At 69.4% G+C, this 12,556-nt stretch carries 6 protein-coding genes; 2 read left to right on the plus strand and 4 right to left on the minus strand.

The features are described from left to right. Positions 1-6: 6 nt before the first annotated feature. Entirely contained in the window at positions 7-5,400 is a 5,394-nt protein-coding gene (locus tag NR810_RS52115; protein ID WP_326522500.1) for an OmpA family protein, read from the minus strand. A gap of 399 nt (positions 5,401-5,799) precedes the next feature. Between NR810_RS52115 and NR810_RS13625 the strand changes: the two genes are divergently transcribed. Then, positions 5,800-6,603: a tetratricopeptide repeat protein gene (locus tag NR810_RS13625; RefSeq protein WP_257452549.1), complete on the plus strand. Its 804-nt coding sequence runs from the start codon at positions 5,800-5,802 to the stop codon at positions 6,601-6,603. A gap of 86 nt (positions 6,604-6,689) precedes the next feature. Continuing rightward, positions 6,690-8,270: a DUF4388 domain-containing protein gene (locus tag NR810_RS13630; protein WP_257452551.1), complete on the plus strand. Its 1,581-nt coding sequence runs from the start codon at positions 6,690-6,692 to the stop codon at positions 8,268-8,270. Position 8,271: 1 nt separating this feature from the next. Here the strand turns inward: NR810_RS13630 and NR810_RS13635 are convergent, their stop codons facing one another. The 3 genes from NR810_RS13635 to NR810_RS13645 form a co-directional block, all read right to left on the minus strand. Further along, complete coding sequence (locus NR810_RS13635) at positions 8,272-11,031, minus strand: Lnb N-terminal periplasmic domain-containing protein (protein WP_257452554.1); 2,760 nt, start codon at positions 11,029-11,031, stop codon at positions 8,272-8,274. Further along, positions 11,028-11,828 carry a hypothetical protein gene (locus NR810_RS13640; RefSeq protein ID WP_257452557.1) on the minus strand — a complete coding sequence of 267 codons (801 nt, stop codon included), beginning with the start codon at positions 11,826-11,828 and terminating at the stop codon, positions 11,028-11,030. Before NR810_RS13640 ends, NR810_RS13635 begins: the two co-directional genes overlap by 4 nt. A gap of 179 nt (positions 11,829-12,007) precedes the next feature. Further along, positions 12,008-12,439 carry a universal stress protein gene (locus tag NR810_RS13645; protein ID WP_257452560.1) on the minus strand — a complete coding sequence of 144 codons (432 nt, stop codon included), beginning with the start codon at positions 12,437-12,439 and terminating at the stop codon, positions 12,008-12,010. Positions 12,440-12,556 lie beyond the last annotated feature (117 nt).

Consider the following 12,556-nt stretch of genomic DNA (forward strand, 5'->3'; position numbering starts at 1 on the left):
ACGGGGTTACCTGGCCTGCCCGCCCTCGTCGCCGGTCACCTTCAGGATGTTGAACTCCACGCGGCGGTTGTTCTCACGGCCGGCCGACGTCTTGTTGGTGTCCACGGGCTTCGTCTCCCCGAAGCCCACCGCCTCGAGGCGCTCCGCGGCGATGCCCTCACGGATGAGGAAGGCGCGCACGTTGTTCGCGCGGCGCTGTGACAGCTTCAGGTTGCTGGCGTCGTTGCCCTGGTCGTCCGTGTGGCCTTCCACGCGCAGCTTCTCGATCTGCGGGTTGGCGCGCAGCACCGTCCCCACCTGCTTCAGCAGGTCGAAGGACTTGGGAAGGATGACGTCCTTGGCCGTGGCGAAGTAGACCTTCTCCAGGATGACGATGCGGTTGGCCTCCAGGCGCACCTTGGACTTGCCCTCGTCGGGGCAGCCGTCGTCGTCCTTCACGCCGTTGATGACCTCGGGCTGGTTGGGGCACTGGTCCTCCCAGTCCGGCACGCCGTCCTTGTCGTTGTCCGGATCCGGGCAGCCGTCGGTGTCCTGGAAGCCGTCCACGTCCTCGGCGGCGCTCGGGCACTTGTCCTTGTCGTCCGTGAGGCCGTCCTTGTCCGAGTCCGCGGGCGGAACCTCGTCCGGGCAGCCGTCGTCGTCCTGGACACCGTTCTTCGTCTCGGGCTGCAGGGGGCACTTGTCCTGCGTGTCGACGATGCCATCCGCGTCGTTGTCGGGGTCGGGGCAGCCGTCCTCATCCTCGAAGCCGTCCACGTCCTCGGCGCCAGCCGGGCACTTGTCCTGGTCGTCCGTGAGCGCATCCCCATCCGTGTTGGCGGGAGGGGGCGGGGCGTGCTCACCGGGCTGCGTCCAGTCGATGCCGGCGAAGACGCGGAAGCCCGGCGTGCCGTAGCCGCGGGTGATGCCCGGGCCACCGCCCACGTGGGCCGCCAGACCCGGGTTGATGCGGTACTGCACCGCCGCGAGGAACTCCAGCGGACGCTCCTCCATGTCCTGGTCCGTCAGCCCGAACGCGCCGGCGAGGTTGGCCCGGAGCGCGAGCTTCTCGGAGAGGGGCACCTGGGCGCCCACCGCGTACATCAGCTCGTTGCCCGTGCGCAGGTTGCGCACCTGCTCCGCGCGCTGGAGGTTGGCGCCCACGTTGGCCACCAGCCGCAGGCCGTTGTCGTTGCCCCACTCGGCGATGAGCTGGGGCCGGACGCCCACGCTCGAGCCGCCGCGAAAGGCCTTGCCGCCCGCGCTGGGAAACAGCACGGGGACGACGACACCCAGGTCGAACCGGCCCGCGGACAGCAGGTGCGCCTTGGGCACCAGCCGCACGTCACCCAGGCCCGCGCCGGTCACCCCCTGCTGGAGGGCCGGCGAGGGGGAGGGGCCGCTCTGCGAGGCCTGGTACGTGATGGGCAGCGCGACGCCCAGCTCGAACCGGTCCCACAGGGAGAGGGAGCCCATCAGGTCCAGCGTCATCTGGTGGGCGACGATCTGGTAGATGAAGTCGTCCTGACGGGGGTCGAGGAAGCCCAGCGGGTCGCTCGCGTAGTTGAGCGAGGCCCCCAGGTGCCAGCCGAGGTGGCCGTCCACCTTGGCGCCGGAGACACCGAGGATGTCGGTGGCGCCAGGGCCGGGCTTGTAGCGCTGCACGTCGACGGACTGGGACAGCGGGGAGGAGGCCGGAGCCTGGGCGTCCGCCGCCGGAGCGGACAGCACGCCCAGGAGGCCCATCAGCCCGCCGGCCACCGCGGTGCCACGGCGCGAGGAGCGCCGCGAGCCCATCAGCGGCACGGCGAGCAGCAGCGCCGCCAGCCACACCAGGGGCGAGCCACCCGAGGTGCTGCAACCACGGCCGGCCACGATGAGGTCGTCCATGTCGTCCAGCGGGTTGGTGTTGCTCTTCACCTCGTCACCGTCCTTGACGCCACCGTGGTCGGTGTCGGGGTCCCTCGGGTCGGTCTCTCCGGACTCGAAGAGGCCGTTCTGGTTGCTGTCCTCGTCGCCGTCCTGGAGGCCGTCCTTGTCGGTGTCCACGTCGTTCGGGTCGGTCTCGTCGGACTCGAAGCGGCCATTGTGGCTGCGGTCCTCGTCGCCGTCCTTGATGCCGTCGTTGTCGGTGTCGGGGTTCTTCGGATTGGTGGTGGTGGACGGATCCTCGTCCGGCACGAAGTCCGGCGAGTTGAGGTCGGTGCCCGCGGGAGCGGTGTCGCGTGTCACGCCCAACTCGGTGCCGTCCTTGATGCCGTCGTTGTCGCTGTCCGGGTCACGCGCGTCGATGAGGCCGTCCCCGTCCGTGTCCGTGAGACCATCCTTGCCATCGGGCACGCCATCGTTGTCGGTGTCCGAGTCGTTCGGGTCGAGACCCCGATCGACTTCGATGACGTCGGGTACGCCGTCACCATCGGTGTCCTTGTCATCCCTGGCATCGTTCGGGTTGGTCTCACCCTGGTCGATGCGGCCGTTGTGGTTCTTGTCCTCGTCGCCGTCCTTGACGCCACCGTGGTCGGTGTCGGAGTCGAGCGGGTTCGTCGTGGTGCTCGGGTCCGCGTCGGGGATGAAGATGCCTGTGTCGGTACCGTTGCCCTGGGGCGAGGTGAGGCCCGACTCGGTGCCGTCCTGGATGCCGTCGCCATCCGTGTCGCGGTTGCGCGGGTCGGTCTCGCCGGCGTCCACCTTACCGTTGTGGTTCTTGTCCTCGTTGCCATCGGTGATGCCGTCGTCGTCGGAGTCGGCGTCGAGCGGGTTCGTCGTGGTGCTCGGGTCCGCGTCGGGGACGAAGACATTCGTGTTGGTACCGGAGCCCTGGGGCGAGGTGAGGCCCGACTCGGTGCCGTCCTGGATGCCGTCGCCGTCCGTGTCAGGGTTGCGCGGATCGGTCTCGCCGGGGTCCACCTTGCCGTCGTGGTTCTTGTCCTCGTTGCCGTCGGTGATGCCGTCGTCGTCGGAGTCGGCGTCGTTCGGGTTGGTGCCGTTGGCCGTCTCGATGGTGTCGGGGATTCCGTCACCGTCGGAGTCATTGCTGGAGCGGTTGACCGTCCAAGTATAGCTCTCGGGAGTGGGATCGACGAGACCGGTGCTCGGGTCCTTGGCGCGTACCCTGAAGGTGTGGGAGCCATTGCTCAGGTCCGTGAACTTCCACGGGCTGGTGCACGCCGCCCAGGCGCCGTTATCGAGGCTGCACTCGAACGTGGCGCCGCTCGTGGGCGAGGTGAACGTGAAGGTGTCCGAGGTGCCCGTGCTGACGGACGGCGGAGTTCCGGTGAGCTGGGTTTCCGGTGGGGTAGGGGTCGTATTCCCGACGGTGAAGGTGCGGGGCTGCGTGACGAGGATGTTGCCCATCGTGTCGGTCGCCACGGCTTCGATCGTGTGCGAGCCATCCGCCAGCGGGGTGGTGGGCGTGCAGCTCCAGTTGCCGTTGGCATCCGCGACGGTGGAGCACAGGGGCTTGCCGCCTTCGTAGACGGTGACGCTGCTGCCCGGGTCGGCCGTACCCGAGATGGGCGGCGTGTGGTTGCTCGTGGTCGAGCCCTGGGTGGGGGTGAGGATCGCGGGCGGGGCCCTGCCGATCGGTGTGGTGGTGGACCCGCTGGGGAACCCGGCGGCGGGCGCGGAGGTCCCTCGGATCTTGTACGGCGCGCCTGCTTCACCGGCGGCACCGATCAGGGCCTGGTTCTTGACGGTACTACCCGCGCTGCTGGTGATGGTCACCCGGAAGATGATGGTGGCGCTGTCGCCCACCTTCATCTTTCCTCCCGTGCTACCGGTGGCTCCCTGTCCCAGACGCACGGTGATGGTGCCGCCGGAGTACTCACCCACGTCATCACCCACGTTGTCCGTCAGGTCCACCGTGCTGTTGCCCACCTTGAGCTTCAGCGACTTGTCCACGTACGCCAGCTCGGGCGGCAGCTTGTCGGTGAGCACCGTGTCCTTGGAGGTATCGGTGCCCGTGTTGGTGGTGGTGATGGCGTATTCGAGGATGTCGCCGACACGCACCTCGCCGTTCGCGCCGGTGGTGATGGGGGTCACCCTCTTGATGGTGTTGCTGAAGTCCGGCGCCAGCGTATCGACGGAGGTGATGAGTCCCGCCAGCCAGAAGATGTCGTCCTTCGTGGCGACGGAGACCCGGATGGTCTTGTTGTCCACGCCGATGCGCGAGGACATGTCCGCCACGTCGATGTCGATTCCCGGGCTGGTGCCGGCATGACCGGACGTGCGGGGGAGATCGCCGTCGCGACTGACCGGAACGCCCATGTAGGTCCGCGAGCTGTTGAAGAAGTCGGTGGCGGGGTTGACCTTCACCTGGTTCAACACCGCGCCGTTGTTCAGCGTCAGTCCGCCAGCGACGGTGACCGTGCCACCATCATCGCCGAGCAGGTAGCCGGTGGCGGTCTCGTCACACGTCACGGGCATGGTGCCGCCATCGCTGGCATCCGAGACGCAGATGACGTCGTTGGTGTCCGAGGTCCCGTTCTGCTGGTCTCCCTCGAAGGCGACGACGCCGAGCTTCGCGTTGTAGCTGTCGGGGGGCAGGACGAAGCCCGAGACGAGCACCTCCTGCGTCTCGTTGTGGATGCCCCGCATGCCGTCGAACAACCGCAGGCTGCGCATGGTCTGCGTCTCGTCCCGGTAGATGACGACCATCCACCAGGCGGAGTACATCGTGTCGCTGTAGACCCCCGCCACCTTGGGGATCGAGTCCACGCCGGAGACGCGGTAGATGCCCGCGCCGTGAGCGCGGACGAGCTGCGTCACGTCCACCGAGGACTGGTAGTCATACTGTTCCTGGGGCGTCCACTTCTGGCTCCACCAGATGGGCGAGGGGTCTTCCAGGGAATTGACGTTCAGCGTCTGCGTGAACCCGTTCGTACCGGGACGAGACAGGACGACCTGCGTGTCGGGCTGCGGATTCGCCAGCGTGTTCGCGAGGTTCTTGATGGTGGCGGACCAGTACAGGCGCGCGAACGTCACCTGGGCGCCGGGCGGCAGCTCGAGCATGGCCTGGCTCGAGGACTGCGTGTTGGCCACATCCTTGTTTCCCACGAGCGTGTCGCCCTGGAAGGTCCAGTACATGTCCAGGGCCGAGTCATCGGCGACGTACTCCTGGGAGCAGGAGCTCTCTCCGCCCGGCAGGGTCGGGCCACCGACGGGAGCCAGCGGCTTCGGCATGACGCCGCGGCAGTCGTAACCCATCACGTTGCCGATGAGGGCGAAGTCTCCCCGTTGATCCGCGTCGGCACGAGCGCGGAAGCACCCTCCCGGGATGACGTTGCCATTCACCACGCACCACTGGGGCTCTCCGACCGCATGCGCCGTTGCCCCCAGCAGGAGCAGTAGGGCGGGAACGACGGTGAGCCATCTGCTGACCCGTATGAGGTCGCGAGTTACATCTTCAGGGGCTCGGGACACGAAATGCTCCATTTGGAATGAGGTGCTCGGAGGCCGAGTTCACCGGGTACAAAGGACTGTTTGCGCCAGGTGACTGCCGGTCGTTGGACTCAGGGATGTTCCTGATGGGCGTGCGCGAGACCGGAGTCACCCTGTGCGATAGTGCACAGTGTATGCCAGCTCGTGAGCCGTTCGCGAATTCCGGCCCGTGCAGGTGCAAGTGACTTGCGAGACGGGAATTGAGCCCACTTGGAGAGCGGCCAGGGGACTGTGGCGGAACGCCACTGTGGCGATTCGACACACCACACTCCCTTCCCGACACGTCAGACGCCCTTCCCAACACGTCAGACGTCCTTCCGACACACCTCACTCCCCGTGTAGGGAGTACGGCGCCATTTTCTGCTGATATACGCGAGGCCCATGAGTTCGTGGTTCCTGTGGATGTTGCTCTCCGCGCTGACGGGCAGCCCGCTGCTCGCGGCGGTGCTGGTGCTGGCTTTTGTGTGGGTGGCGGATCGCTACACCGTGGGGATTCTGCCGAGCCCCCTGCGGGCGCTGGGTCGCTGGCAGCGCGCGTCGAAGCTGGAGCGGGTGCTACAGACCAACCCACATGACCGGCAGGCGCGCGTGGAACTGGCGGATTTGAGGTTGAGGCGGGGCAGGTACGCGGCGGCGGTGGAGGTGCTCAAGCCCAACCTGGAGGCGGGGGACGACGACGTACGGACGCTGTTCCTGCTCGGCGTGGCGTACCTGGGAGCGGGGGACGCGGCCCGGGGCGAGCTGCTGCTGAAGGAGGCGGCGAAGCTGGACCCGGGCTACCAGATGGGGTCCATCGACCTGGAGCTCGGGCGCTTCCGGCTGGCGCGCGGGGACGCGAAGGGCGCCATCGAGGCGCTGGAGCGCTTGCACGCGGCGAGGCCCGGGACGGTGGAGGGGCGGGTGTTGCTGGCGCGGGCGCTCGATGCGAGCGGCAAGGATGGGGAAGGGGCGCTGGTGCGCGAGGAGGCGTGGAAGGAGTACGTGGCCGCCCCCGGTTTCCAGCGCCGACGCGAGCGGCTGTGGGCCTGGCGCGCACGTCCCAGCCGTCCCATCGCCTACGGGGTGGCGCTGGTGATGGTCCTGGCGCTCGGCTTCACCGTCCTCAGCCGCATCCAAGCCCCCGAGCCCTCGCCGGACGGGTACGGCTTCTACGACGACCCGGGGATGGCGGCCGACAGCGAGTGAGGCCGCTCGGTCGCTGACCAGGGCTTCCGCCGGAAAAGTACGAGGTCTTGGTAGTCGCGGGGGCGGGCCTCTAAGCTGCGGGCTCCATGTTTCCCACCCCCGCCCACGTCCTGAGGCAGCGCGAGGGGGCGCTCGCCGAGACGCCATTCCCCTTGTTGCTGCACGCGCTGTCCGTCGAGGAGCGCACGTGCACGCTGGAGCTGAAGGTGCGCCAGCGCGAGAAGCGCATCACCTTCGAGGACGGCGCGCCGGTGTCGTTCTCCAGCAACCTGCTGCACGAGACGCTGGGCAAGTTCCTGGTGGAGAAGGGGAAGCTGTCGGAGGTGGACTACCAGAAGGCGCTCGCGGAGAGCGTGCAGACGGACGTCGCCATCGGCGGGCTGTTGGTGCAGAAGGGGCTCATCAGCCCGTTCGACCTGTACAAGCAGATGCAGGCGAACATGGCCATGAGCCTGCTGGACTGCTTCCGCTGGACGGATGCGCGCTACCGGCTCATCGCCGACATCGAGCCGCCGGACACCAGCGTACGGATGAACCCGGCGCAGCTCATCCTCACGGGCGTCGCGAGCATGATGCCCTTCGACGAGGTGGCCACGCACTTCACCTTCACGGATGACCGGCGCTTCGCGCAGGTGCCGGGGGTGGAGGGGCCGAAGCTGTCCTCGAAGGACGCGCGGCTCTTCCAGGCGCTGCGCTTCCGGCCCACCTTCCCGGAGCTGATGCAGCGCTCGGGGCTGGACACCGACTCCACGCTGCGCCGCCTGTATGCCTTCTGCATCCTGGGCCTGGCGGACTTCGCGGAGGAGGTGGACAAGCGGCCGCAGCCCGCGCCCTCGGCGATGGCCACGGCTCCGGCGCCGATGCCGGGTCCGGCCCTCACGCCGCTGCCGGGGAGCCTCGAGATCGTGGACGCGGCGGCCCTCGCGTCGGCGGGGCCCTCGGGCGTGCCGTTCTCGGACGAGGACGAGGCGGTGAAGAACGCGCTGCTGAGCGCCTTCCTGTCGCACCGGAGCCAGGATCCGTTCGATCTGCTGGGCGTGCCGGAGAACCCGCAGCCGGTGGCGCTGCGCAAGGCATTCCTGGGGCTGGCGGACAAGTTCTCGCCGCTGCGCTTCCAGACGCCGGACCTGAAGGAGAAGGCGGAGGCGCTGCTGGTGGCGTACGCGCGGGCGTACGGGGCGCTGTCGGAGGTGGAGCAGGCGGCGCTGTGGCGCAAGCGGAGGCAGGCGGCGCGCGAGAAGAAGGCGGGGACGGGGCGGCCGTCGACGGCGGAGCAGTTCCGCATCCGCACGGACCTGCTGGACGCGACCACGCAGTTCGACGAGGCGATGAAGCGGCTGAAGGCGGAGAACTACCCGGGCGCGTTCGAGTACTTCGAGTACGCGTGCGACATCGAGCCGAAGCCGCTCTACCGGGCGTACAGGGCGTGGGCGCGCTATCTGATGAAGCCGGAGGCGTATGGCAAGCTGGCGCTGCAGGAGCTGGCGGAGGTGGTGAAGCAGGAGCCGGGCTGCGAGGAGGCGTGGTTCTTCACGGGCGAGGCGGCGCGAGGCGAGGCCCAGTGGGCGCTGGCCGAGGACGCGTACCGGAAGGCCTTCAAGCTCAACCCGAAGAACCGCCGGTACGTGGACCTCATCCAGGACACGATGAAGCGCGTGAAGCGCTGAGTCACATCAGCTCGACGGCCAGGTCCAGTCGGGGCTCGGCCCGGCCCGAGGGCCAGCCGTCGATCGTACCCTCCCAACGCACCTGGGCCCGGGGCGAGAGCCGGACACTCCGGCGTGCCCAGTGTCCGACGAGCAGATCCACCCGGAGCGAGGCCTCCGCCTCGTGCCGCAACCCCCGGGACAGGATGAACAGGGGGGACCAGGCGGCCTCCAGGCGCACCGCGTTGGCCAGCGAGCCGGGCAGGCCCACGCGCTGCGAGAAGGTGAGCCGGGGCCCCACGATGGGAACGAGCGCGTCCAGCCCCCAGCGCATCCCGGTCCGGGCGCCCACGCCCAGCGTGGTGTAGCGGTGGAAGCGGGTGCCCTCGTCCACGACCAGCAGTGCCTCACCCTGGGCGGTGGCCCGATACCGCAGGTCCGTTCCCGCCTCCCGGGTCTCCATCAGCGCCTCCATGCCCCAGCCCAGCTCGTCGAGTAGCGTGCGCCGGTGCCAGGGCGGCTCCCGCAGCAGGGTGCGGTAGCCCAGCAGGGTGAGCCGGGAGTCCAGCACACGAGGCATCCCGCGCCTCGGCTCCACGCGTATCTCGCCATCGAGCACGCGCAGGTCATTTCCGGGCCGGATGCCGTGCAGGTACGTCTCGCCCATGGCCTCGCTCAGCCCGGACGTCCACAGGGTCACCACCGGCCGCGCGTGTCCCGAGGGGAGCTGGTCCATTCCCAGCGCCACCGACATCCGGCCCGCCCCCGAGCGCGGCAGGGCGCGCGAGGCCAGCTCACTCTCCTCCCGCACCTTCCGCGCATGGTCGCGCTCGAGGAAGTCCACCGGGTCCACCTCGGAGAGCGGCCCGGAGTGGAGCGCACCCTGCACCTCGGTGGCGGTGACGAAGGTGGCCTCCACGGCCTCGGCTCGCGCGAGCGTGCGCGCCTCCTTCCGGGTGGGCTCGCGCCGCTGCGCGGTGGCCAGCGCCTGCTGGAAATAGGCGATGCGGTCGAGCACCGCGAGCCGCCGCTGCAATTCGTCCTCACGCTCGAAGAGCTGCTGGCGCTCGCGCAGGCCGTCCTGGGGCGTGGGCACGGGTCCTCGAATCTTCACGAGCCGGTCGCGCTCCACCTTCATCCGCTCGTCCTCGGCCCGGTCCATCTCCGAGCGCTCCACCCGGACGGACCAGGCGACATAGGCGTGGAGCAGCGTGCGCACGGAGTCCCGCTCCACTTCTGGCACGGACGCGAGCGCGGCCTCCACCAGCGCGGGCACCCGGGACCACGCCTCCCGGCGCTTCTCCGGCTCGGGGGATTGGAGGCGCCGGTCCAGCAGGCGCAGCCGGGTGAGCACCCCGGCGCTCACCCGCGTGGCCAGTGCATCGAGTGCTTCCTGTCGTGACTCGTGCGCCCGCCAGGCACGCTCCCCGGTGGATTCGAGCGCGTCCGGTACGTACTCCAGGAGCGGTTGCCGCTTTCCGTCCGGACCTGTCACCTCCATCCGGGCGAACGCATCCAGGGTGGCACTCGGCAGCACCCAGAGCACTCCGGGCGCGCGCACCGCGCGGCCTCCCTCCAGCGCGCCATTGACGAGGAAGAGGAGCGCGCTCGCGCAGTTGTCCGTCAGGAAGTAGTAGGGCAGGTAGCCGCGCCGCTCCATCTCCCAGACGCGCTCCAGCAGCCGCACCTGCTCGCTCGGGGTGAGCCGCAGGCGGTAGCGGCGGATGGTGCGCTGCTCCAGCTCCAGCGTCTCATGCGACAGGTCTCCCCGCGTCGCGGTGAGGAAGCCCAGCGAGAAGCCTCCGGACAGCCCCTTCACGATGTAGCTTGGACCGCCCGTCTCCATCCCCGTCAGGGCCACGGGCTGCACCACCGCCTCGAAGCTCGGCCCCCGCGGCGTGTCGCCCTCACGCCACACCGGCCTCATCAACAGGTGGCCGAAGAGCGACTCGGGCTGCCGGCCCGTGGAGACGGCGAGCAGCAGCTCGAAGTGCGACAGCTTCCCGGCCTCCGCCCACGTGTCGAAGGCGGGGCAGTGTCCTCGCGGCGGTGGTGTCCAGAGCCCATCGGCCGCCAGCAACTCACCGAGCGCACGTGCCTTGGACAGCTCCTGGCAGCGCACCCGGTCGTCCACGGAGAGCGCCTCCTCGCGGAGGGACTCCACGGGGACGAAGAGCTCCTCGGCGAAGGTGACCAGGTCCAACGAAGCGCTCTTCTGTCCGCGTGCCCGGCTGAAGGCGCCCTCGTAGGAGAGACGTGCCTCCTCGACGAAGGTGAGGGGCCGCTCGAAAGGGGCGAGCCAGCCGGACAGCCGGCGCCAGCGCGCGGTGCGGCTCCATCCGCGCACATCGTCCCAGCGCTGCATCACCGCGTGCACCACCGCGCGCCGCCGCCACAGCCGCTCCAGCTCCGTGTCGGTGAGGCGGGCCGTGCGCAGCGTGGCGCGCCGCTCCTGGGTGGGGACGAAGGCATAGAGGTGGAAGCGCTCCCGGCCCTCGCTCCATTCCGGTCGCCGCGGGGACTCATTGCCCATGCCGAGCGGTGCCGGAGCCGGGTGAAGCACCAGCTCCAGCGGCCCGCCGGGCACACGGCGCAGGGCGGGGGGAAGCGCGGCGAGTCCGGCCTCCACCTCCGCCACGAGCGCGGCGTCCTCGGAGGCGGGAGCGCGCAGGACCAGGCCGTGCTCCGCCTCCAACCAGTGGACGCGCTCCGCGAGTGTCTCCCCGGCGCTGGCGGGCAGCGCCATCAGGAGCCCTGCCACCAGCGCCAGGAGGTCTCTCATTCCACGACCCCGTGGGAGGCGAGGAACGCGCGCCGGTCCGCGTCCAGCCGGGGCTCGGTGCGCGCGAGCTGGCCCACGCGCTCGAGCCAGGCGATGGCGCGCTCGGGCGTGAGCGCCGAGGAGTCGGCGAGGGTGAGCAGCTCCGTGCGGTGCTCGCGCAGCAGCCGGCCGAAGACGCGGAGGTTCTCGCGGCGGATGCGCGCCATGGCGGCGAGATCCTCGATGGTGGGACCGGCACCGAGGGCCAGGTCCTCCCGGAGTTGATGGGTGCGCGCGCGCAGGTACACCTGGGCGGCCTGGCCCACCGCCGCCGGCGCGGGCGCGGCGGGAACGACCTTCAGCGCCTGCCAGATGATGAGTCCCAACCCGCCCACGGTGGCGCCGATGGTGGTGACGGAGACGACCGAGCCGGAGTTGGACTGGCTGCTCTTGGAGCTCTCCGAGCTCGTCTTCGAGCTCTCGGCGGAGTTCTGGGAGGTGGCCTCTGAGGACTTCGAGGAGCCGCCGCTCGTCTGGCCCGAGGTCTTGCTGCTCTCGGACTGGCTCGAGTTGGACTGACTCGAGTCGGCCTGGGTGGACTCACCTGAATTGGACTGACTGGAGTTGCCAGAGTCGCCAGAGCCGGAGTCACCCGAGTTCGAGTTGCCAGAGGAGTCACCCGAGTTCGAGTTGCCAGAGGAGTCACCCGAGTTCGAGTTGGACGCGCTCATGCCCCCCGAGCCCATGGCTCCAGGTGTCTGACAACCCGCGACCAGCAACCAGACGAGTGCTCCGACGACCCGGGTCCGCTGTCCCATCTTCTTTCCCCCTGAGGTGTTCATGCTCCGACAGCCTAGCCAGTGTCGTGCCGGATGTTGGGGCCCGGACTTTCGTGGGGTTGCGGGGGCGCACCCCAGGTGCATGCGAAGCGGACTTGGCGGCTATGTGCAGGGGGATGCACGAGCGCCGCGTAGCCAGGGTGCGATGACGCGCCGGGTCAATGGACGACGGTGACGGGGCGGCCGGCGTGCTGGACGACGCGGTCGCTGACGGAGCCGAGCAACCACTTGCCACCGGGGTTGAGACCGCGAGCGCCCACCACGATGTGGTCCGCGCCCAGCTTGTCGGCCATGGAGACGATGGTGTCGGCGGGGCGGCCGATCTCCACCACCTTGTCCACCTGGGCCTTGGGCAGGTCGGCGGAGAGCTCGTCGAGCATGCGCCGCACGGCGTCCAGCTCCTCCGGGGTGCGCTGGGGGCCGGAGATGAGCTCGGAGTCCAGGAACCCGAAGGGGACGACCCGAGGGGGCTCGAGGACGAAGAGGAGGGTGATGCGCGAGTTCGTCTGCTGCGCCAGGTCGTGGGCGAAGCGCGCCGCCTTGCGCGACGTTTCCGAGCCATCGATGGCGACGAGGATGTGTTTGAGCACGTCCGTTCCTCTCTGGAAATGAACCGGAGGCGAGGCCCCCACACAGTCAGGGTGGGGCGAGACGCATCAGGAGCAAGCCAGGACTGTGCCGAACGGAGGGAGACCCGGCAAGCGTTC

Origin of the sequence: Archangium lipolyticum (genome assembly GCF_024623785.1) — a bacterium.
Lineage (GTDB): Bacteria > Myxococcota > Myxococcia > Myxococcales > Myxococcaceae > Archangium > Archangium lipolyticum.